This is a genomic window from Vibrio sp. (assembly GCF_984391705.1).
Map to the genome: position 1 here is coordinate 92,401 of NZ_CFHWOM010000001.1, position 20,621 is coordinate 113,021.

Genomic DNA, 20,621 nt, shown 5'->3' on the forward strand with positions numbered 1-20,621 from the left:
GAGCTATTCGAACAACATAGCTTAGCTATACTCATTGCCTAGACTACAAGGATTGATATGCCGATTTCACTTACTTTACCTATCGCGCTGATAGCGTTTGCCGCCAATTCATTTTTTTGTCGCTTTGCCTTAGCGGAAGGTTCGATTGATCCTGGCTCGTTTACCTTGATTCGACTCGTGTCAGGGGCGATAACTCTGTCGATTATTTTGCTGTTTCGACGTCAGTTGGAATCCTCTTTTTTCAAGAGTAGTTTGAGCTGGTGGTCGGGAATTGCGTTGTTTGGTTACGCAGTGAGTTTTTCCTATGCTTATACCCAACTCAGCACCGGGACAGGGGCGCTAATCTTGTTTGGTATGGTTCAGCTCACTCTCGTTGCATTCCATGTTTGGTCAGGTAACCGTCTCAAATCGGCGGAGTGGTTTGGTATTGCGATTGCGATATCTGGCTTTGTGATTTTGATGCTGCCATCAGCGCAAGCGCCAAGTCTAAGTTCTGCAGCATTGATGATTATTTCTGGCGTGTTTTGGGCGGTATTTACCTTACTCGGCAGAAAAAGTGGTGTGGCTTCTGTCGCGATTACCCACGGTTTTGTCCTTGCGAGCGTATTGGCGTTAGCAGTAAGTCCATGGTTGATGAGTATCCATAGTATTACGCTTCAGGGCATGGTTTGGGCATTGCTATCGGGTATTTTTGCTTCGGGATTCGGCTATGTTCTCTGGTATCAGGTGATGAAGCACATTTCCGTTCTGCAAGCCTCTGTGGCTCAACTGGCGGTGCCTGTAATTGCGTTCGCCGCCGGCAGTATTGGGTTAGGGGAGCCAATCACCCTCACTGCTGTGGTTTCATCACTGCTGGTATTGGGTGGAATTGGGGTGATATTTGTGGCGAAGGGGAGCGATTAGTATGCCTGATGCAATACGAATACGTTTATTTGTTAACTCTACTCCCTAGAACGAAATAACAAATCACCCCACCAAAAACGGGTAGAGCTAATGAAAGTATGCCCAGCAAAATTCTATCTTTAAGGTTTTTTTGCACCAAAACGATAAGAACTGGGAAAAGCCATATGAAAATTGCAGATATGAATAGCGCTACTCCCGTCGTGGTGATTAAAGCCTCATTGTGTATATTGGCCCAACTTAAAACGATGGCTAAGACAACTAATGACATGAAGAAAATCAAAGAAAATTTAAGTACCATCAACATTCGCATTTGTTCGTTTCCTTATTGTTATTTTTTATTAACTACGAACAGCCGTAACGGTCACTTCAATCAGTACATCGCCTTCTAAATCAACCCCTAAACAGGCGCGTTGAGGCCAGTGCTCTGGGTTATTGCCAAGCCAATCACACCAAACTTTGTCCATTTTGGGTTTGTCACTCATGTTGGCGATAAAGACTTGGGCACTGACAATCTGCGTTTTGCTTGAGCCAAGCTCTTTTAGGTTTTCTTCAATAGTATGTAATGCGAGTTGAGTCTGACCCAGAATATCGAGACTTGTATCACTGGCGGTGGCGACAGTCCATACGAGGTCTTTGTATGCCGAAGACTTGTTTCTTCCTTGATAAATGCCGCGCATTCTTTCGATCATCTTATTCTCTCTCTTTTGCCTTTGAAGTTTTTATAAACAGTGCAGGACGCGCTTTATTTCCTTTAACGCGATTTTGTCGGCTTCAATTCCTACTGATTCAGAATCTAACGAGTACCACTGCACTTTTTCTGCTTCGAGTGCGGTGAGCTCTCCTAGCCACTCCCGAATGACATAGTAGTGAATGAGCTGTAACTCAAGAGTTGGGTGGTAGAGGGAGCAGAGGTAGTGGTATTGAATCGGCGTGATCGCGAGCTCTTCATCCAGTTCTCGAGCTAGAGCCTGCAGTTGAGTTTCACCGGGCTCGATATGCCCGCCAGGAATAGTGATAAGACCTGGATCGGTGAGCTTGTGAGCGGCGCGGGTTTCTAATAAAACTTGCTCATTTCTGAGCAGGATAAAAGAGACGCATTCATGCTGTTTCATTCAAGATTCCCTTCCATTTTTGGAGCTTTTATTTAGCGAGGCTTAACCGGTAAAAATCGGTTTCTGCGTGCTTAGGGTTGGCTTTTTCAAATTCCCACCCGTTACGTAGATAGAAGTGCATCGCTGGCGTATTGGTTCGGCTGACAGATAACAGAGCGTACTCACAACCCGCGTTGACCAAAGTTGTCTTAATATGGTCTTGCAGCACTTTGGCTATGCCAAGCCCTCTAAACGCTGGCTTTAAGTAGATGAGATGAACATAGCCCGTATTTGGCTCTGAGTATAAGGAGCGAAACTCCAACTGCCCTGCAATTTGGTTATCGATCCACACGTGTACATAAAACCATTCCACCTGATTTTGCCGCTCAGACATGCGTTCATAATAGCCGTCAATGAAGTTATCAAAGCCACGGTAGGTATTAAAGCTGCAGAAGTATGCGTCTCTTCTTGCTGCGATGCAGGCATCAAAGTGTTGTTCTATTTCAATAGGACGAAACTCGATATTTGTTACTGGATCAATTGATGAGCTCAAACTTTGGATGCCTAACGTTGAAGTGAAAGAGGATTTACGCCTTAGGGTTGTTACCGAAGCGATTTGAGCCAGAGTCGCTATCTAATACCATGAAATATAGAAGAACTAAAAAGCCCAACACTGGAATAAAGTAAAGAAGCATCCACCAACCAGAGCGATCAGTATCGTGTAGTCTTCGAGCGGTGACGGCTAAACTTGGTATCAGGATGAGCAGGGAAAAAATACCGTTTAAAACCCCAATGTCTTCAGAAGTACTGTAAAGCCCAAGAACGCCATCTAAGACGGACAATATAACCGTAAACAAAATACTAAAGCCCAAGAAGTGCCAATATTCTTCTCTGCGTGCGCGGCCGCTGAACTTTAGTGGTCGCTTCATTACGCTAATAAACCAGTTCATTTCTATTCCCTATGTATATTTCATTTGTATCAATACGTTGCGATTATATACATAAGCAAATATGCAAGTCATGGTTTATGTGAGCGTTAATTATCCACTCTGTTTGATTCGTAAACTCATTAGGTTCTATTTATACTCAGGTCGAGTCTTCTGTTAGGGCAATTTTCTATGCGCTTCTCTTTTTTACTTTCTCTACTCGTTACTAACACTGCTCTTGCTACTGATATTGTCGATTCTTTATTTATCAATGCTCAGATTTACCAATTACCTCAAGCCGATGCGTTAGCGGTTTCTGATGGTCGAATTGTGTCGATTGGCACCCAGCAGCAACTCAGAGATATGCAAAGCCAAAATACGCGAGTGATAGACCTAGAAGGCGGCTATTTACTCCCTGGTTTTATCGACAACCATAACCATGTATTTGAGGCCGCTTCTGAAGCTGGTGGGCAGTGTGAGCTAAGTATGGATGCAGGCTTGGATCAGCAATTGTCTTTTTTGCGCCAGTGTAGAAGGGAGACCTCTAGAGAAGGTTGGGTGATGGGCTACGGTTTTTCAATTGATGCGCTTCTTGATGAGAGCAATAAGCGAACGCCTCTAGAGGTATTGGATGAAGTATTTCCGGATCAACCTGTGATTATTATGGAGCAGACCTCTCATGCCATGTGGGTGAACTCTCACGCGTTGAAAGCTGCCGAGATCACCGAGAATAGTCAAGATCCTGTCGGTGGCACGCTCCTCAAAGACGATCGCACAGGGCGACTGACAGGGATCTTGCTCGATAATGCCGGCGATATTGTTATGGAACTGGCTTGGAACAGCTTGGAAGAGCAGTTTGATAAAAGCTATGAAGGTTTAATGAATGGTCTGTACGAAGCAAAGAAGCACGGTATTACGACTATCGGTGATGGTCGCCTATATTGGAAACGAGGCTGGTTTCAGGTTTGGAAAGAAGTCGAGAAACGGGGCGATCTATCGGCACGGGTGTCGCTTCGACCTTGGATATACCCTACGGACTCTATGGACTCCCAGTTGCCTGTGTTAACGGCGATGCGTCAGACGGACAAATCTAAGCGTATCCTAGTCGAGCAAGTGAAAATATACAGTGACGGTATTTTAATTAATGGGACCGCGAAAATGCTTGCGCCCTATTTGCGTACTTACATTCCCCAGTCTCCCTACGGACTAAACTATATTGCTCCAGAGGCTATGCAGGATTGGTTGATAGAGCTAGATAAAATTGGCTATGGCGCGCACATCCATGCAATCGGGGATGGGGCGATACACGAATCTCTAAATGCTGTGCAAGCGGCACGCAATCACGGCTCTAAGCGCGATTATACGTTGACGCATGTTGAGCTAATTGATGGCAAAGATACCGCACGTTTCTACCCACTAGATGTCACCGCAGATTTTCAGGTTGGTTCTGATTACGTTGCCTATCAGGATCATCGATGGGCAGAGGCTTTGATAGGGGCACATCGTGCTCATGCGCTAATGAATCTCAGAAAGGTATTTGATACTGGTGCTAACGTAACGTTAAGCAGTGATTGGAATGTTCATGATATCAACCCACTGGTTGGTATCGCAAATAGCTTGATTATGGGTAAAAGTGGGTTGCCAGATATCGACTCTGCGATAGACGCTTATACGATCAATGCTGCTATGAGCTTAGGGATTGAAGAGCTAACTGGCTCAATTGAGGTAGGAAAATCAGCAGACTTTGTTGTTTTGGATGGCGACATAACGCAACTTTCAGCTGAAGCGATTAAGAAAACACAAGTCTGGATGACGGTGTTGGAAGGCCAAGTTGTATACCAAGCTGATTAAATAAAAACCGCCAGGTTTAGCGGTTTTTATTTGGGTACAGGTTTAGTCTGTGATGGTCACTTTTTCGATTTTGATTGTGTCTAGCGGCACGTCATCATGACCTTTTTTAGAGCCGGTCATTGCTTTACCAATGTTGTTGACTACTTCCATACCAGCGGTGACTTTGCCAAATACTGCGTAGCCCCAACCGTTATTGGTTTTAGCGGTATGATCTAAAAAGTTGTTGTCATCAAGGTTGATAAAGAACTGAGCAGTTGCAGAATGAGGCGCATCAGTTCGAGCGAAAGCAATGGTACCAGTTAGGTTTTTGAGACCACGGTTTGCTTCGTTCGCAATCGGCGCGTGCGTCTCTTTCTCTGTCATATCTTCAGTGTGACCGCCACCTTGGATCATAAAGCCATCAATAACACGATGGAAAATGGTGTTCTCGTAAAAACCTTCTTGGCAGTAACGAAGAAAGTTCTTTGAGCTCACTGGCGCTTTGTCCATGTTGAGTTCAATTTGGATGTCACCATAGGTGGTTGATAAGATAATCATAGTGGATACTCGATAGGGTTGATTTTGCCAGAGTATAGCAGTCAGTATGGTCAAATTGCAGCTGGCTATTTAGCGGCAAGACATACTGATCAAAGTGCCGAAGCCGACGCGGCGTTAGGTCATCAACTGTGATTCAATTTTGAGGTGCGATCATTCCGAAATCGGAAATGGCCCACCTCTCTCTTTAATAAAAATTTTGCTTGGTAATAAAAATGAACAACGAAATGATCAACAAACTAAAACAATTCAAAGTTATCCCTGTTATTCAAATCAACAAAGTGGAGCACGCTGTGCCTTTGGCAAAAGTCTTAGTGGAAAACGGCTTACCAGTTGCGGAAGTAACCTTTCGTACTGCCGCAGCTGCTGAGGCAATTAAAGCTATGAGTGAAGCCTACCCAGAAATGTGTGTAGGCGCTGGGACGGTATTAAACGCGCAGCACGTTGACCAAGCTAAAGCTGCAGGCTCAGAATTTGTCGTGGCTCCAGGCCTAAATCCAAACACAGTCCGTTACTGTCAAGACGTGGGTATGCCGATTGTTCCGGGCGTAAACAACCCAAGCCAAGTTGAGCAAGCGTTAGAGCTTGGGCTTAATTTCCTAAAATTCTTCCCAGCGGAAGCGTCTGGTGGTGTCGCTATGGTTAAGTCGCTACTTGCGCCATATGTTGATGTGAGCTTGATGCCAACAGGCGGCATCGGTAAAGGCAATGTCAATGATTACCTAGCAATTGATCGCGTTGTATGTTGCGGCGGCACTTGGATGGTGGCACCAAGTTTGATTGAAAACGAACAGTGGGAAGAGATCGCAAAGTTAGTCCGCGAAGCAGTTGAACATGTGGCATAGCTCCTAACAACAATAATAAAGGGACAAATAGAATGGAAAAAGCAACGTTAGCTCTGGTTATTTCCGGCTTAATGACAGGACCAGCAATGGCACCCAACACAAACTTAAACCTTATGCCTTACCCACAAGAAGTGGAACTGGGCTCGGGTTCGTAAGCATCGACAAAGCGTTTAGTATTTTCATCAAAGGTTACGATTCTGAGCGCGTTCAGTTTAATGCAAAGTGCACCGTGGATCGTCAATTCCGTCAGACTGGCCTGCTAATACTCCACTGGCAGGCTGAGTCTGAAAAGACGCGACCTTAGTGATTGATACTCGTAAAGGGCCAAAAGAAGATATGCAAAACATTGATAGCGATGAGTCATACCAACTGGAAGTAGAAGATGGTCAAATTCGCATCTGATCTGATGATCGCCCGTATGGTGCCTTTCACGGCCTAGAAACCTTCCTATAGCTTGTGACCACCGATGCGAACGGCTATTCAGTGCAAGTGGTGTCAAATAGCGATAAAGCGGCACTAGACAAACTTGCGAAGCATTACCAAGTTGTGTCGTTGGCGGCTCTGGAAGCGAAGACGATTCGTCAGGCGGATGAAGCTGAATATCAAGGTGTGATTAATGATAACGCCATCATCCTTGATGAAACGATTGTCGCTATTGTTAAACCAACTGAGCGTTTGCTTCACATTTTGACCAAGTAGTGGTGAAACCATTTGCCGCTAGCCTGCGCTGGCGGCATTGTGCTGGATAACATTCTTATTGGAATCATGATGATGCAAGCAAGTAACCACTTACTATTTTATGTAGGAACCTACACCGACTCACCCAGTGAAAGCCAAGGGATCGGAATGGTCAGCCTGAACCAAAACACCGGTGAACTGAGCCGCTTAGAGGACGTTTATCCGCTGCGAAATCCCTCTTATCTAACCCAAACTAAGCACGCCCTGTATAGCTTTTCCGAAGTGGCTCAAGAAGAGGGAGCCCAGCTCGTATGTCTGCAAGATAAAGCCGCCTATTCAGTTCCGATTGAAGGTGATTACCCATGTCATGTGGATGTGTCAGCCGATGGGCAGTATCTCGCTGTGGCAAATTATGGTTCAGGCAATGTGAGTATTTACTCTCTAGATAGCCAAGGTATCGCCAACACTTTAGTGGCTAACTTGTTTGAAGATGGGCAAGGCCCCAATAAAGAGCGCCAGCTTTCACCACACGCTCATCAAGCCGTGTTTCTAAAGTATCAACCCACACTGGCGACGGTCGATTTAGGCAGCGATGCCGTCCGTTTCTATTCCATTGAACAAGGAGAGTTTTCACTCGCTCAGACGGTCGCATTTCCGCCGGGGTCAGGACCACGTCAGTTGGTGTTCAATCACGCTGAAGATACGGCGTATGTAGTGTGTGAGTTAAATGAAACCTTGGTGGTATTAACGCAGAAAGAAAGTGGTTGGCAGATTGAGCAACAATTGCCGCTATTGCTCGATAGTGAGGTAGGGCAAGCTGCGTCAGCAATAAAACTCTCTGCTGATGAGCGCTTTGTTTATGTCTCTTGTCGTCACCAAAACCAGATCAGTTGTTTTGATGTCTCTGGTGAAAAAGTTCAATGGCTATTTGGCTCAGAGTGTGGTGGTGCATTCCCGCGTGACTTTACCCTTTCATCATGTGGAGAGTGGTTGGTGGTGGCCAATCAGCACTCCAATAACCTAGTCAGTTACCAACTAAACCCAAATGACTGCACATTAACACCAACAGGTTATGAGTGCCAAATCGACAGCCCTGTCTGTTTAGTCGAACAACCTAAATAACGTCTGTTTAGGCTGACGGCTCTGTCAGCCTAACAATATTAGGTAGTTCAGCGTGAAATGCCCCTTCGGCACCCATAAAGCCAAAGGTATAAGGTGTCACTTTTAGCCCTTCTCTTGCTCGTATATCTTGGCTTTCTCGCAGTAAATTAAACATCCAGTCTTCTAGCTTTTTGTTGATCTCTTGGAACTCTTGGTGAGTTAACTCTGCTTTTAAGCTAATTAAAAACGCTTGGTCATCGTCGACGGGAATATTGATCACCCGCTTTTGTAATCCTGAAAGCACCTTCGCGCTGAAAAACTCTGGGTATTTGGCGCCTTGCTCAAAAGCGGTGTGGCCGGGAGCTATTAGTTTACATTGATTGAAAGGCCCAAGAGAGACTAAGCCTGCTTGCTCTAACTTTCGTAAATAAAGGTGAATGGAAGCAGCGTCGAGTTGATAACGCTCGGCAATATCATCGACAGTCTTGTTCTCTGCCAGTTCACTCCAAAAGGTAAACAGCGCTGGGCAAGCGTAAAAAGCGGCATCTTGCTCTGGCGTAAATAGAGGAATGGCGTGTAAATTTTTTTCCGCTTGTTCAAGCAGCTTAGAAAGAGGAAATTCAAGCCACTGACTGATAGCGATCAAGCGCTGCATCGACATGGGTTGAGCATTGTTCAGTAACCTTTTGACACTGACTTCCGAGATGTCTAATTCATCGGCTAAATCTTGATACGACGCGCCTCGACTCTTTAGTTTCTGCTTCACTAAATTACATACTTCTTGAGCGAGCTGCTGATCCATATTGGTTCCTAATCTGCCATTCGATACCTTGGGTATCATATTAGTGATCTTTTGGTGTTTTGGTTGAGATTAAAGGTCGTTATGAGATTCTTTTCTCACTATTTCGCTCAGGAAAGCGCCATGTCTCAACAGCAATTGATTCGATGCTATGTAACCCAGCAAGCATTTCACTGGTTTATCACTGGGATGCTCATCCCTGTTTTAATTTTGATATTTCAATCTCGTGAGCTGAGTTTAACTGACATAGGTTTGGTGATGGCGGTATGGATTGGCACCACCACTTTGTTGGAGATTCCCCTAGGCAGTGCCGCAGACCGATTTGGCCGACGTAAAACCTATTTGCTTTCTTTGTTGCTGAGTATATTGGGGATATTAGCCTTATTGTTTGCATCAACAATGTCCTCGGTGCTCGCCAGCGCGATATTGCTTGGCGCGGCTCGGGCGGTCTATTCTGGTACGTTAGATGCGTGGTTCTACGATGCTTATCAGCTGTCACTCGGGCCGCTTTCTTATCACGATGCGCTAGCGAGAATAAACCTTATGGTCACAGTTGGGTTGGCGCTAGGTTCGTTGGTCGGGGGCGGGTTGCCTGATGTTGCCTTGCATCATCAGTGGTTGGAGTCAAAATATGACCTTAATTTGATCCTCATTGTTGCGGCAACAGGTGTCCTTTTTATGGTGACCTTAACGCTTATTCCGAGCGAAGCATCTCCCTTGAATCAACAGAAACCCTCGCAGAAAAATTCGCTACGTTCTACCTGCGTTCAGACGCTGAATGAGGCATTTCGTCACAATGTTCTAAAGCGAGTGATGCAAACGACCTTGGTGTTTGGCATGGTATTGAGTAGCGTCGAAAACCTTTGGCAGCCTTATCTAGCCAATATTATGGGCGGTGATACGGCCAGCACCTTGATCTATGGGGTTATCTCGGCACTCTACTTTTTAATGGCAGCGGCGGCATCTTGGTGCTCCGTTAAGGGGTTACGTTGGTTTTGTGGCTCCCATCGAATGTTGCTCCTTGCCAGCCGTTTATCTGCTGGAATGGTGTTGCTGTTGATGGCTACAACAGTGCAAGTGGTGAGCTTTTCTCTTGCTTATCTGGTGTTTTTCTTTCTTTTTACCTTGGGTGAAAATTCGCAAATGGTACTCGTCAACGACAATACTAAGGCAGAGTTTCGTTCGACCATGCTCTCGATCAGCTCCTTTGTTGTGACTGCTGGAGGCGTATTGGCATCGTTAGGGCTGGGGTGGCTTGCTGATCATTATGGTATTGCGATGAGTTGGTATATTGCTGGAGGGATGTTGGTGGGATCTTCGCTACTCTTTGCTCGTGTTCCTGTTAACACGTCTGAGATCAGAGAAGAGCTACTTCAGGTCAACGAAAATGAGCGCGATTAACGGTTTAGAGAATGGAATGAGAGAGATAAAGAGGGCCTTTGCTAGGTTATTCAATACTTTCAAAATAGTTCCAAATGAGCTCTGCCACTGGGCCCATTGGGTGGTCTTTGCGTCTTGCCACGTAGATGGGGATATTAAGTGCTTCTAAATTCTCTAGTGCGATAAGGTTGGGCGCATTTTCTACCTCATGGCTGGCGAGACGCCCCCAGCCTAAGCCACTCTCTATTAGATTTCTCTTGCTCTGATGATCCGACACATACCAATGCAAGGCGCGTTTGACGATGCCCGAATCTGGGCTTGATTTGTATGTAGACTTCACCACGATTTGTGGGTAAGGAGCCAGCTCTTCGTGTGTTAAATCACTTCGGTGGGAGAGAGGAAATGATCGAGAGACGTACACCGGCAGTTCAAGCCTATCAATACAACGGTAGTGGATCTGACGGGTGTCTTTTTCAATGCCTGCATAGATACCAATATCGACCACGTCATCTTTCAGCATGCGTTCGCCAGATGCTGTTTCAATGTCTAAATGCACAATCGTCTCTGGAAAGGATTCCTTAACCTTGTGTAGTAGAGCCGTGAGCTTGTTGGTTGGGAAAATAGCCCCAACAGAAAGACGGATCTCTTTCTCTACCTCACTATTTAGTTGGCGAGCAAACACATCAAATTGACTTGCGGCTTCTAGCAAGTGCTCAATTTGACCGATCAATATTTTTCCATCACGGGTCAACTCAGGCCGGTAAGTATCACGACTGAATATCTCAATATCGTAATACTGCTCGACCTGTTTTACGGAATAGGAGACAGCACTGCGAGCTTTAAACAACTTTTCACTCGCCTTACGAAAGCTCCCTTCTTGGTGAATCACGTTAATAACGTGCAAATGTTCCAAAGCAATCATGGTCAAATAATATGACCGTTATGGAGCAAAAGCTATGCTTTTTTCGGTCATGTTATCGTTCTAAAGTAGTCCTATCGAAGCAATCGCAAAGCCAAAACCATTGTAGCAGCAGAAATGGTCAACAATTGTGACCATCAAGGAGACGCACTATGACATCGACTATTTTAACCACCCCAAGCGCAGCATTTGAAAACTTAGTGGACTACCCATTTGAACCCAACTACCTAGAAGTCGATGGTATGAAAATGCACTATGTGGATGAGGGAAAACACCATGCGCAAACTATCTTCCTGCTCCATGGTCAGCCATCCTGGAGCTACCTTTACCGTCACATGATTCCTCTTCTTGTTGATGCAGGATACCGTGTGATAGCCCCAGACTTAATTGGTTTTGGTAAATCCGACAAACCCCGATCTTCAGAGGTTCATACCTATGCCAATCATGTTGACTGGATGACCCAGTTTGTTCGAAAGCTTAGTATCAAACACGCCGCGGCGTTCATGCAAGATTGGGGAGGAATGATTGGCTTGCGTGCATTAGCTCAAGAACCAGAGTGGCTTGATCGCTTAGTTGTGGCGAATACCGCACTGGCAGAAATGAAAGGGTTAGAAAAGTTCTTAGTGCCTAAAGTGCTGAAGGTGATGGCCGCCGCTGCTGGTAAAACGGATCTGGCTAAATTTAAGAATAAGATTAACTACGGTAATTGGGCGGGCTACTTTCGCCACAATCCCCAGCCTGAAATTGGTGAACTCATTCAGAGTTTATCAACTCGTCACCTAAGCAAACACGAAATGCAGGCGTACGACGCCCCTTTCCCAAGTGAAGAATATTTTGCTGGGCCAAGGAAAATGCCAGAAATAGTGGCTGACGATCTGGATGCCGTGAACCAAGATTGGCAAAGCCTCAAACGGTGGTCGAAACCCGTGCTGACCCTATTCAGCGATCAAGACCCATTTTTAGCTGGTCAGGGCTACGATGAAAAGTTTCAGCAGAATTTCAGCGGAGCGAAAGGACAGCCTCATATCACCGTGGCTAACGCTTCCCACTTTTTACAAGAAGACCAATCCACTCAGCTCGCACAAACAATGCTGACGTGGTTAGAAGAGACGAAATACAAGCAAGCAGGAGTAGCAGCATGAAAATCTTAGCCATTGGCGCCAACGGTATTATTGGCCAAGCGGTGACCCGTTTATTCGCAGAGCAACATGACGTTATTCAAGTGGGTCACTCTACCGGTGAACTGACCGTTGATATTGAAGATAGCGCCTCTATCCAATCATTGTTTGAACGAGTTGGCTCGGTAGATGCGATCATTTGTATGGCGGGAAACGGTGAAATGGGCTCGATTGCAGAGATGCCTGATGAAGGGTATGAGGTGGTTCTGCGCAATAAGTTAATGGGCCAAGTTAACCTTGTTAGGCTTGGTTTGGAATACCTCAATGAGGGCGGTTCAATTACGTTAACCTCTGGTCAAGCTGCGAATCATCCGATGCCGGGTACCGCTGCCATTGCCATGGGCGTCGCTGGTGTGAATGCATTTGTTTCTGTTGCGGCATTTGAGTTAGACAAAGGTAAGCGAATTAATGCGGTGAGCCCCGCGATTGTCAAAGAGACCTTGGAACAATGGGGTGTCGATAGTAGCCATGGAATCGCTGCCAATGATGTTGCGCCGTTTTATCAGCAAAGTGTTGTGGGGAACAAAACGGGACATATCTTTAATGCTGTGAAAGGTGAGCCATAGTCATAACGCTATTTGCACCAATGAAGGAATGACTGCCCTGATATAAATCCGAACCAACTTCTTGCTTTACAGAATTTCTAACTACCGAATCCACAAATCTGATACACACGGCTTTATTAATGAAATGTAATAATGTTTTATGTGGTTTGTTAATGGTGTTTATGCTCTAAACGGGTGATGCACTGGAGTAGGTAGGAACGTCTTAGTGAATCAAATAGTGAGTCGAGAGGCCGACATTTCTGAGGTCGAGCACAGTGGTCATAGTATGCGCCGAAATCGTTTTCAATGGCGTGGTATAGAGGTGCGATTAGGACTTGCTCTCGCGATGCTCTCAATGACCACTTTGCTACTTGCTCTGTTCAGCTCTACCACCTACGACAAGCTAGAACTTGCTTTGGTTGAGTTGAAAGAGAAGGAGATCCCGGCGTTAGAGCGAGCGGCTCGTCTCAATGATATGGTTCGACTCGTGATTACGGATTCCTCGCAATTGGTCTCAGCGGATTCCAATCTAGAGCGGCGTAATGCTATGGTCCGGATTGAAGATAGTATTGGCGAGATGAACCTCGTGCTTGCCCACTTCCCAGAGTACCATGCCTATTTCAAAGATTTGATTATGCAGGTCAGTAATAGCTTGAGCCTGCTGCATCAAAGCGGTGAAGAGTCGCGCCAATTAAATAAAGAGCTGCGTAATTTGTTGGAAGGGTTTTACCCGCTGCTACAACAAGTGAGTGAAGAGCTCGATAGTCTGCCCGCGGAGCAGAAATCTCGTCTGCAATACAGTCAACTCAAAGCGCTGCTCTTCTATCAACTTGGCTTGGTAGAAAAACTGTATAACGATGGCAGCTTCAATGAGCTGGATTACACCACTTATCGTTTGGAGCAATTGGGTCAAGAATGGTTTAGCCTTTGGTTAGATAGCGGCCTAGCTGAGTCTTTACCGACGTTGGATGAAAAGTTGTCTGTTATCTATACGTTAGCTTCTCGCTCGAGCCGCTTGGTGCAACTTAAGAATCAGGCGTTAGAGCACTATTATCAACAAGAGTTTTTACTAGAGAACAGCCGTAAATATTTGCACCAACTGTCAGTGCAAATTGAGCGCAACACTTCTAACGTCAACCTAGAGATCGACTCATCCATCGCGCAGGTGCAGAAATCTCTGGCATCTAACCGTACCTTTTCTTTAGTGCTCTCTGTGTTTAGCTTGTTCGCAGCTGGGGGCATCGCCTGGTTCTATGTGCGTAAAAACATCCTAGAACGATTGCTGCATCTACGTGATGACATGTTTGCAATTTCTACCGGGCACCTCGACACCAAAATAGAGCTTAAAGGCCAAGATGAAGTGACTCAAATGGCGAAGTCGTTACAAGTGTTTCAAGCGACAGCGAAAGTGGTGAAGAAAACTAATCAGAAATTGGAAGCAGAGGTCGAAGAGCGCCGTTTAGCGGAAGAGAAGCTGCGCGTAACTCAAGACGAATTGGTACAAGCGGGTAAGCTTGCAGCTCTGGGTCAACTGAGTGTAGGTATCACGCATGAAATTAATCAGCCATTAACTGCCATTAGCAGTCACGCGCGTAGTGCTCAAAAATGGTTAGAGCAAGGTCGCAGTGATAAGGCGACCCAAAACCTGCAAAAGATAGAAAATTTGTTAGGTAAAGTGGCGGCATTGACTCGACACCTCAAAGCTTTTTCACGTAAGAGCGACGGCAAAGTTTCGTCAGTCGCTGTCATGCCTGTGGTGAATGATGCCATTGAACTGTTTGCCAACAAACAGGTGCCGATTGTGTTGGATTGTGGCTTGGATCCTGATGAGAGCGTGAAAGCCAATCCGATTCGATTAGAACAAGTATTGGTGAATCTTATTAGTAATGCGATTGATGCCGTTGAAAGCAGGCCTGAGCCTCTTATTTCGGTATCTGTAACCCGCGTTGGTAGCAAGGTGACTATAGGCGTAAAGGACAATGGCAAAGGGATAAAACCCGACGACATTGTTCATATTTTTGACCCATTTTACACCCAGAAAGAGGTGGGTAAGGGCTTAGGTTTAGGCCTATCCATCGCATTTAATATCATCAAAGATTTTGGTGGTTCCATCCGAGTAGACTCGCAGCCTAATGTCGGCAGTGAGTTTGTTGTACATCTAGAACAAGGCATAAAACCATGACCACGGAAAAGCAAATAACCCTCATTGACGATGAATTAGATGTAGTAGAAGCGGTGAGTGAGATGCTAGAGCTGGAAGGGTTTAGTGTCACTGGTTTTACGGACCCTAAGTCAGGCCTTAAATCATTAACGCCTGACAGTAAACAAGTGGTGTTGTGTGATGTGCGAATGCCTAATATCGATGGTTTAGCCATGCTTGATGCGATTCAAAGTCGCGCGCCCAAATGTGAAGTGATTTTGATGAGTGGCCATGGTGATATTCCAATGGCGATTGAGGCAATGAAACTGGGCGCGTTTGATTTCATCGAAAAGCCTTTGCAAAGCGATGAGCTGATTGAAAAGCTGACGTTGGCCGCAACGCACATTCGCAATACACCAGAAGCGACGTTAAATACGCCACAGTTACCTATAGAAGATGTGGTGATTGGTGTTTCTAGCCAGATGGAAATGGTTCGAACACAGGTACTGGCTTTAGCGCGCACTGGTGTTGATACCATCATTAATGGTGAAACCGGAACAGGCAAAGAAGTGATTGCCAGAGCGCTTCATCGCTATTCTCAACGTTGCGATAAGCCGTTTGTTGCGATTAACTGTGGTGGTATGACGGAGAGCATTATAGAGAGTGAGCTGTTTGGCCATGAAGCAGGGTCGTTTACTAGCGCGAATAAAAAACGTATCGGTAAAATTGAACAAGCGCACGGTGGCACTCTGTTTTTGGATGAAATTGAAAGTATGCCAATCGCTGTGCAGATCAAATTGCTACGTGTGATCCAAGAGCGGGTCATCGAACGTGTCGGTGGCAACACGCTTATTCCTGTGGATATTGTTGTTATCGCAGCAAGCAAAGCCGATCTAGCGGACTTGAGTCAGAAGGGCGAGTTTCGCGCGGATCTCTTCTATCGTCTTAATATCGCCAGCTTAAATTTACCGCCACTGCGTCAACGTAAGGAAGATATCCAATCTCTGTTTAGGCATTTTGTGGTGCAAGCTAGTCAGAAATATAAGACTCGGGCATCGACGCTATATGCGGAGCAAATTCAGCAGCTTTGTCGCCACGATTGGCCCGGAAATGTGCGAGAGTTACGTAATGTGGCCGATCGATTTGTGCTTGGTATTGTAGGTGAAGGGTTTGATCTGCAATCGCCAACGCTTCAAGGTAGTGAAGCTTTTGCGTTTGAGCAACAGATGGAGCAATACGAGCGTAACGTTCTCACCGAAGCCTTGATTGAAATGGCAGGCAATATCAATGAGGTCTCACTAAGGTTAAACCTGCCGCGTAAAACGCTTTATCGAAAGATGAAAAAACATCAGTTAGATAAAGAGAGTTTTAAGCCACAAACCACAAGACATAATTGACCCATCATAGAAAGTTAATAAAACCGTTATATTTATCTGTTTGAATTATAAGCGAAAAGTTTTTGGCACGTTGCGTGCAATCTATCAATAGTTCTGATTTGAAGTCAGGGAGTTACGCGTTGCAGAGCGCATAAGAACTTCGCAAAACCAGAACGATAAAAACCAACAAATATCTATTTGCTGCAAGGAGAAACAACAGATGAAGCAAATCCTAACCAGTAGTATCGCTTTATTGCTTGGCATGAGCTCAATGGCGATGGCGGCGAACGAGCCTGCACAATTAGGCCCTCGTCCTTTATATCTGGTGAGTGACATGGAAGATGGTCCTCTAAAAACCAAGTTAGAAAGCTGTGGTGCCGGTCCCTTTTATCGTAGCGACTTTTCGATAGGCCACCGCGGTGCGGCGATGCAATTTCCTGAGCATACCAAAGAGTCTTACCTCGCAGCGATTGCGATGGGAGCGGGTGTCCTTGAATGTGATGTCACCTTTACTAAAGATAAGCAGCTAGTTTGTCGTCATTCTCAAAGCGATCTGCACACAACAACGGATGTTTTAGCGCACCCTGAGCTCGCTAAGAAGTGTTCTGTGCCATTTAAGCCAGCGAACTTAGAAACAGGTGAAGATGCTCAAGTGGAATGTCGCACGTCTGATTTCACGTTGGCTGAATTTAAAACCTTGAAAGGCAAGATGGATGGCGCGAATCCGAAAGCTACCACGATTGAAGAATACATGAACGGCACTCCTGGTTGGCGTACCGACTTGTACTCTCAGACGGGTACTTTGATGACACATGCAGAGAGCGCGGCGTTATTTAAAAAGCACGGCGTAAAAGTAACGCCAGAGCTGAAATCAGCAGCGGTTGAAATGCCATACCAAGGCTTTAGCCAAGAAGATTACGCGCAAAAGCTGGTCGATGAGCTTAAAGCTGCTGGCTTCTCTGCCAAAGACGCTTATGTTCAATCGTTCAATCTTGATGACGTGAAATACTGGATCAAAAATGAGCCAGAGTTCGGTAAGCAAGCTGTCTATCTTGATGACCGTGTCTATAACCTAGAAGGCTTTACTGCAACGCTAGAAAACATGAAAGCGTTATCAAAAGAAGGTGTGCAAATCATCGCACCGCCATTGTATGCGCTCATTCAGTTAGATGATAAGAACGCGATTGTTGAGTCAGAATACGCGAAATTGGCGAAGCAAGCAGACCTAGATATTATCGCTTGGACTCTTGAGCGCTCAGGTCCACTGGCTCAAGGTGGTGGCTGGTATTACCAATCAGTTACTGAGCAGATCAATCAAGACGGTGACATGATGAAGGTACTGGACGTGCTGGCGAAAGATGTTGGCGTGTTGGGTGTGTTTAGTGATTGGCCATCAACGGTGACTTACTACGCTAACTGTATGGATATTTAACGTCTATTTCCTAATCGAAAGCCCGAGCTATCTCGGGCTTTTTTTGTTTGAAGCTGGTCAGTATCCCCTAAGGGTTTCGCTTTAGGATTGGCTGAAGTACTTCTTGTTGGTTAAGTACTCAACTACCACTTCCACATTGTTTTTGGTCTGTTTATTGACTCGTCCCGGGAAGGCTTGTTCTAGCTTATCGAGTCGATCGAATTCGGTATGCCAGATTTTACCCCATTTGGTTTCTTTTTTACGGTCGCATGCGGTCTTTTTCTCCTCATCGTAGCAGTCCCACATCATCGGGTTTTCCGTCTGTGAGTAACCATCGTAGCCTTCTTCACCGTTGATATTGAAATTGGTCGACTCAACATAGGCGATAGGAATACCGGCACAGGCAAACGGAGCGTGATCAGACCAAGACCCAGTTTCACCGGCTGGATAACCTGGGAAGCCTGGGTGCACAATGTACTTGGCTTGTTCTCCGATTTTTTCAATCGATGCTGCGAGCATTCCATCTCGGACCCAAGTGTCATTGTTGTAGGTTTTATTGCTAAGACCAATCGCTTCACAGGTCTTTTGGTACTGCTTGTAATCAGAGTGTGCGGCGTGCACATAGACAATATCGCCACCACCAACGGTGTCATAGTTGATCATGGCAATGACGTTATCGAGTTCACCGCTCTTTAAAGCGTTAGTCACATAGTGTTTGGATCCATTTAGGCCATTTTCTTCAGCGCCTGCAAACAGCACTCGAACCGTAAAGGGTATCTCTTGTTCGGCAAACAGTGCTTCAGCAATTGCGGTTGCTGCGGCGAGGCCCGCACCATTATCGGTTGCGCCTAAAGAGCCATGGTCGTCCCCCGTGGAATCATAGTGGGCAACGAGAATAATGGTGTCGCTCGATAAGCCCGGCTTTTCAACAATGTAGTTGTTCGAATTCTGGGTTTTGCCCTCTTTTGTATAGGTGAACGGTTGAGCCTCTACCTTGTAGCCCACTTCTGTAAGTTTGTTTTTAATCCATTCACCTGTCTCTATTTCTTTGGCTGAGCTTGCTGGGCGAGCTCCAATTCCATCACTTCCACCCGCAATTTGAACAAGGTAATCAATCGCTTTATCACTGTAATCCGTCGTCATAGGAGCATCACTAGCAAAGCTGATTCCAGAGACGCTAAACGTAAAGAGCACGGAGCATAAGAGGGTCTTCTTCATAACAGTTCCTTAGATTATGAGGAGCAAAGTTTACCGCTTACTGAACCCGTTGATGAAGCGGCTCAGGTGGCTTATCGTTTTTGATGTTCAGTTGGACAGAAGTGATGAATAGCTTCTATCAATGAGTGCTCAAAGGCTAACACGGCACTCCTCCGATTTGTGTGAAACGGTTCAAATCGAATTACGGGCCGTAATTAGCAAAAATAGGTTGGAAATGCGTAATTATTCTTCGTAATTCTCTGATTTTAAAGGGTTGGCGATAGTTGCAGGCTATTCATTCGTTATCGTTGCTTAGATATTTATTCCGTCTATTTTCTCGTCGCTATGGTTATGTGAAGTGATCACTTATTAGTGCGGTTTTCGTCGTTTACATTATGATCCTGCTAACATTTTATCTAGATTGAAATTCGCGCACTTACGTTTTATCCCGATAATATTTCGCTGCTGTACCTAGCAAGAGTGCTTTTTCTGCTGCTTATGGACGACTGAAATTGCTACTTTCTTGGGACATAAGTGACCCAAAGGGAGGGTCTTACTTAGGACAGTAATGACCCAAAATTATTTTCCTACTTTTTGTGTTTGTGTAAGCTTTTGAAAAATAACAATAATATTGTTGGCACATCCCCTGCAATAACAGGAGTGACCTCCAACAATAACGTGAATGTAAGGTTCTAATATGAAAAACAGTGTAAAAGGATTGTTAATCGCTGGCTCTTTGCTGCTTCCTTCAATGGCTATGGCAAGTGAGTGTGCCAACCGTGGTGTGCTGGACGACAGATATTGTGATGAAAACCAAGATTTGGTGGCAGATGCGCCAAAAAATGAAAGCGAGTGGATTGATCCAAGTACGCTTGTTTTCACCTACACCCCAGTTGAAGACCCTGCGCTCTACAAAGACGCATTTGCTGATTTCCAAGCTCACTTAAGCAAGATTACCGGCAAAAAAGTGATTTATTACACTGTTCACTCGAACTCTGCACAGGTAGAGGCGATGCGTTCTGGCCGTCTACACGTTGCTGGCTTCTCAACGGGCCCAACGGGCTACGCGGTTAACCTAGCTGGTTACGTACCTATCGCAGTAAAAGGTGATGAGGCCGGTTTTCAGGGCTATAACCTAATCACTATCGTGCGCAAGGACAGTGGTATCAACGAGATGGCTGATTTAAAAGGCAAACGCGTTGCTCATACATCGGCTTCATCTAACTCAGGTAACCTAGCTCCTCGTGCGCTATTCCCAGCGCAAGGCTTAACACCTGATCAAGATTACAAAGTGCTTTATTCCGGTAAGCATGACCAATCTATTCTTGGTGTCTATAACGGAGACTACGATGCAGCACCTGTCGCTTCTGACGTATATGATCGTATGGTTGCAGCTGGCCGAGTAGACGCTAACGACTTGAAAATCATTTACCGCAGCCCACGTTTCCCAACTTCTGCTTTTGGCTACGCTTACAACTTGAAACCTGAGTTGGTAGAAAAAATCAACGAAGCTTTCTTTAGCTACCGTTTTACGCCTGAAATGAGTGAAGCATTCAAAGGCGCCGACCGCTTCTCTCCAATCACTTACCAAGAAGACTGGTCTGTCATCCGCGATATTGCTCACGCGACAGGGACTGCTTACACCAAAGCGGGTCTTAAAAAGCTAGCTGAGAAAGACGCTGCGAAGCGCGCTAAAAAGAAAGCGGCAGAGCTAGCAAAACAAGCAACTAACCAATAACTCTTAATT

General features: G+C 45.6%; 21 protein-coding genes and 1 pseudogene. 13 read left to right on the forward strand and 9 right to left on the reverse strand.

Annotation, left to right across the window (positions count from 1 at the left end; genetic code table 11):
• The first annotated feature begins 57 nt into the window (after window positions 1-57).
• Window positions 58-903 (forward strand): DMT family transporter, encoded by an 846-nt coding sequence (locus AC4MRV_RS00475; RefSeq protein ID WP_491185455.1) that lies wholly within the window; start codon window positions 58-60, stop codon window positions 901-903.
• 25 nt (window positions 904-928) lie between these two features.
• Here the strand turns inward: AC4MRV_RS00475 and AC4MRV_RS00480 are convergent, their stop codons facing one another.
• Genes AC4MRV_RS00480 through AC4MRV_RS00500 form a run of 5 tightly spaced genes read right to left on the reverse strand, consistent with a single transcriptional unit; the run spans window position 929 to window position 2,944 of the window.
• Complete coding sequence (locus AC4MRV_RS00480; protein ID WP_491185456.1) at window positions 929-1,213, reverse strand: hypothetical protein; 285 nt, start codon at window positions 1,211-1,213, stop codon at window positions 929-931.
• A 28-nt stretch (window positions 1,214-1,241) separates the two neighbouring features.
• Window positions 1,242-1,592, reverse strand: a complete 351-nt coding sequence (locus AC4MRV_RS00485; protein WP_491185457.1) for a RidA family protein — start codon at window positions 1,590-1,592, stop codon at window positions 1,242-1,244.
• A 30-nt stretch (window positions 1,593-1,622) separates the two neighbouring features.
• On the reverse strand, window positions 1,623-2,015 hold the full coding sequence (locus AC4MRV_RS00490) for an NUDIX hydrolase (RefSeq protein ID WP_491185458.1): 393 nt from the start codon (window positions 2,013-2,015) through the stop codon (window positions 1,623-1,625).
• A gap of 28 nt (window positions 2,016-2,043) precedes the next feature.
• Entirely contained in the window at window positions 2,044-2,547 is a 504-nt protein-coding gene (locus AC4MRV_RS00495; protein WP_491185459.1) for a GNAT family N-acetyltransferase, read from the reverse strand.
• 34 nt (window positions 2,548-2,581) lie between these two features.
• Window positions 2,582-2,944, reverse strand: a complete 363-nt coding sequence (locus AC4MRV_RS00500) for a DUF805 domain-containing protein (protein WP_491185460.1) — start codon at window positions 2,942-2,944, stop codon at window positions 2,582-2,584.
• A gap of 168 nt (window positions 2,945-3,112) precedes the next feature.
• Between AC4MRV_RS00500 and AC4MRV_RS00505 the strand changes: the two genes are divergently transcribed.
• Window positions 3,113-4,771 carry an amidohydrolase gene (locus AC4MRV_RS00505; RefSeq protein ID WP_491185461.1) on the forward strand — a complete coding sequence of 553 codons (1,659 nt, stop codon included), beginning with the start codon at window positions 3,113-3,115 and terminating at the stop codon, window positions 4,769-4,771.
• A gap of 42 nt (window positions 4,772-4,813) precedes the next feature.
• Here the strand turns inward: AC4MRV_RS00505 and AC4MRV_RS00510 are convergent, their stop codons facing one another.
• Window positions 4,814-5,308 carry a peptidylprolyl isomerase gene (locus AC4MRV_RS00510; protein WP_491185462.1) on the reverse strand — a complete coding sequence of 165 codons (495 nt, stop codon included), beginning with the start codon at window positions 5,306-5,308 and terminating at the stop codon, window positions 4,814-4,816.
• A 212-nt stretch (window positions 5,309-5,520) separates the two neighbouring features.
• Between AC4MRV_RS00510 and AC4MRV_RS00515 the strand changes: the two genes are divergently transcribed.
• From AC4MRV_RS00515 to AC4MRV_RS00530, 4 genes and pseudogenes are all read left to right on the forward strand, one after another.
• Complete coding sequence (locus AC4MRV_RS00515) at window positions 5,521-6,150, forward strand: bifunctional 4-hydroxy-2-oxoglutarate aldolase/2-dehydro-3-deoxy-phosphogluconate aldolase (protein ID WP_491185463.1); 630 nt, start codon at window positions 5,521-5,523, stop codon at window positions 6,148-6,150.
• 32 nt (window positions 6,151-6,182) lie between these two features.
• Window positions 6,183-6,600, forward strand: a pseudogene (locus AC4MRV_RS00520) (beta-N-acetylhexosaminidase N-terminal domain-containing protein); the annotation flags it as partial.
• A gap of 6 nt (window positions 6,601-6,606) precedes the next feature.
• Complete coding sequence (locus AC4MRV_RS00525; protein ID WP_491185464.1) at window positions 6,607-6,849, forward strand: hypothetical protein; 243 nt, start codon at window positions 6,607-6,609, stop codon at window positions 6,847-6,849.
• Window positions 6,850-6,921: 72 nt separating this feature from the next.
• The gene (locus tag AC4MRV_RS00530; protein ID WP_491185794.1) at window positions 6,922-7,950 is read left to right on the forward strand and encodes a lactonase family protein; all 1,029 of its coding nucleotides are present in this window, start codon (window positions 6,922-6,924) and stop codon (window positions 7,948-7,950) included.
• Window positions 7,951-7,957: 7 nt separating this feature from the next.
• Here AC4MRV_RS00530 and AC4MRV_RS00535 read toward each other — a convergent pair whose 3' ends face one another.
• Window positions 7,958-8,731, reverse strand: a complete 774-nt coding sequence (locus AC4MRV_RS00535; protein WP_491185465.1) for a helix-turn-helix domain-containing protein — start codon at window positions 8,729-8,731, stop codon at window positions 7,958-7,960.
• 120 nt (window positions 8,732-8,851) lie between these two features.
• Between AC4MRV_RS00535 and AC4MRV_RS00540 the strand changes: the two genes are divergently transcribed.
• Window positions 8,852-10,129 carry an MFS transporter gene (locus AC4MRV_RS00540; protein WP_491185466.1) on the forward strand — a complete coding sequence of 426 codons (1,278 nt, stop codon included), beginning with the start codon at window positions 8,852-8,854 and terminating at the stop codon, window positions 10,127-10,129.
• Window positions 10,130-10,175: 46 nt separating this feature from the next.
• On the opposite strand, the gene AC4MRV_RS00545 is transcribed toward AC4MRV_RS00540, so the two are convergent.
• Window positions 10,176-11,030 carry a LysR family transcriptional regulator gene (locus tag AC4MRV_RS00545; RefSeq protein WP_491185467.1) on the reverse strand — a complete coding sequence of 285 codons (855 nt, stop codon included), beginning with the start codon at window positions 11,028-11,030 and terminating at the stop codon, window positions 10,176-10,178.
• A 149-nt stretch (window positions 11,031-11,179) separates the two neighbouring features.
• On the opposite strand from AC4MRV_RS00545, the gene AC4MRV_RS00550 reads away from it, so the two are divergent.
• From AC4MRV_RS00550 to AC4MRV_RS00570, 5 genes are all read left to right on the forward strand, one after another.
• On the forward strand, window positions 11,180-12,169 hold the full coding sequence (locus AC4MRV_RS00550; protein WP_491185468.1) for a haloalkane dehalogenase: 990 nt from the start codon (window positions 11,180-11,182) through the stop codon (window positions 12,167-12,169).
• Window positions 12,166-12,771: a short chain dehydrogenase gene (locus AC4MRV_RS00555; RefSeq protein WP_491185469.1), complete on the forward strand. Its 606-nt coding sequence runs from the start codon at window positions 12,166-12,168 to the stop codon at window positions 12,769-12,771. The genes AC4MRV_RS00550 and AC4MRV_RS00555 overlap by 4 nt, the downstream gene beginning before the upstream one ends.
• Before the next feature lie 265 nt (window positions 12,772-13,036).
• Window positions 13,037-14,932, forward strand: a complete 1,896-nt coding sequence (locus AC4MRV_RS00560) for an ATP-binding protein (protein ID WP_491185795.1) — start codon at window positions 13,037-13,039, stop codon at window positions 14,930-14,932.
• Window positions 14,929-16,287 carry a sigma-54-dependent transcriptional regulator gene (locus AC4MRV_RS00565; RefSeq protein WP_491185470.1) on the forward strand — a complete coding sequence of 453 codons (1,359 nt, stop codon included), beginning with the start codon at window positions 14,929-14,931 and terminating at the stop codon, window positions 16,285-16,287. The genes AC4MRV_RS00560 and AC4MRV_RS00565 overlap by 4 nt, the downstream gene beginning before the upstream one ends.
• A 199-nt stretch (window positions 16,288-16,486) precedes the next feature.
• Window positions 16,487-17,698, forward strand: a complete 1,212-nt coding sequence (locus AC4MRV_RS00570; protein WP_491185471.1) for a glycerophosphodiester phosphodiesterase family protein — start codon at window positions 16,487-16,489, stop codon at window positions 17,696-17,698.
• An 81-nt stretch (window positions 17,699-17,779) separates the two neighbouring features.
• Here the strand turns inward: AC4MRV_RS00570 and AC4MRV_RS00575 are convergent, their stop codons facing one another.
• On the reverse strand, window positions 17,780-18,895 hold the full coding sequence (locus AC4MRV_RS00575) for a M28 family metallopeptidase (protein WP_491185472.1): 1,116 nt from the start codon (window positions 18,893-18,895) through the stop codon (window positions 17,780-17,782).
• Window positions 18,896-19,571: 676 nt separating this feature from the next.
• On the opposite strand from AC4MRV_RS00575, the gene phnD reads away from it, so the two are divergent.
• On the forward strand, window positions 19,572-20,612 hold the full coding sequence (phnD, locus tag AC4MRV_RS00580; RefSeq protein ID WP_491185473.1) for a phosphate/phosphite/phosphonate ABC transporter substrate-binding protein: 1,041 nt from the start codon (window positions 19,572-19,574) through the stop codon (window positions 20,610-20,612).
• Window positions 20,613-20,621 lie beyond the last annotated feature (9 nt).

Excerpts from the sequence above, each read along its gene's own strand:
- AC4MRV_RS00475 (WP_491185455.1), top strand. The coding sequence starts at position 58 with ATGCCGATTTCACTTACTTTACCTATCGCGCTGATAGCGTTTGCCGCC.
- AC4MRV_RS00480 (WP_491185456.1), bottom strand. The coding sequence starts at position 1,213 with ATGCGAATGTTGATGGTACTTAAATTTTCTTTGATTTTCTTCATGTCA.
- AC4MRV_RS00485 (WP_491185457.1), bottom strand. The coding sequence starts at position 1,592 with ATGATCGAAAGAATGCGCGGCATTTATCAAGGAAGAAACAAGTCTTCG.
- AC4MRV_RS00490 (WP_491185458.1), bottom strand. The coding sequence starts at position 2,015 with ATGAAACAGCATGAATGCGTCTCTTTTATCCTGCTCAGAAATGAGCAA.
- AC4MRV_RS00500 (WP_491185460.1), bottom strand. The coding sequence starts at position 2,944 with ATGAACTGGTTTATTAGCGTAATGAAGCGACCACTAAAGTTCAGCGGC.
- AC4MRV_RS00505 (WP_491185461.1), top strand. The coding sequence starts at position 3,113 with ATGCGCTTCTCTTTTTTACTTTCTCTACTCGTTACTAACACTGCTCTT.
- AC4MRV_RS00510 (WP_491185462.1), bottom strand. The coding sequence starts at position 5,308 with ATGATTATCTTATCAACCACCTATGGTGACATCCAAATTGAACTCAAC.
- AC4MRV_RS00515 (WP_491185463.1), top strand. The coding sequence starts at position 5,521 with ATGAACAACGAAATGATCAACAAACTAAAACAATTCAAAGTTATCCCT.
- AC4MRV_RS00530 (WP_491185794.1), top strand. The coding sequence starts at position 6,922 with ATGCAAGCAAGTAACCACTTACTATTTTATGTAGGAACCTACACCGAC.
- AC4MRV_RS00535 (WP_491185465.1), bottom strand. The coding sequence starts at position 8,731 with ATGGATCAGCAGCTCGCTCAAGAAGTATGTAATTTAGTGAAGCAGAAA.
- AC4MRV_RS00540 (WP_491185466.1), top strand. The coding sequence starts at position 8,852 with ATGTCTCAACAGCAATTGATTCGATGCTATGTAACCCAGCAAGCATTT.
- AC4MRV_RS00545 (WP_491185467.1), bottom strand. The coding sequence starts at position 11,030 with ATGATTGCTTTGGAACATTTGCACGTTATTAACGTGATTCACCAAGAA.
- AC4MRV_RS00550 (WP_491185468.1), top strand. The coding sequence starts at position 11,180 with ATGACATCGACTATTTTAACCACCCCAAGCGCAGCATTTGAAAACTTA.
- AC4MRV_RS00555 (WP_491185469.1), top strand. The coding sequence starts at position 12,166 with ATGAAAATCTTAGCCATTGGCGCCAACGGTATTATTGGCCAAGCGGTG.
- AC4MRV_RS00560 (WP_491185795.1), top strand. The coding sequence starts at position 13,037 with ATGCGCCGAAATCGTTTTCAATGGCGTGGTATAGAGGTGCGATTAGGA.
- AC4MRV_RS00565 (WP_491185470.1), top strand. The coding sequence starts at position 14,929 with ATGACCACGGAAAAGCAAATAACCCTCATTGACGATGAATTAGATGTA.
- AC4MRV_RS00570 (WP_491185471.1), top strand. The coding sequence starts at position 16,487 with ATGAAGCAAATCCTAACCAGTAGTATCGCTTTATTGCTTGGCATGAGC.
- AC4MRV_RS00575 (WP_491185472.1), bottom strand. The coding sequence starts at position 18,895 with ATGAAGAAGACCCTCTTATGCTCCGTGCTCTTTACGTTTAGCGTCTCT.
- phnD (WP_491185473.1), top strand. The coding sequence starts at position 19,572 with ATGAAAAACAGTGTAAAAGGATTGTTAATCGCTGGCTCTTTGCTGCTT.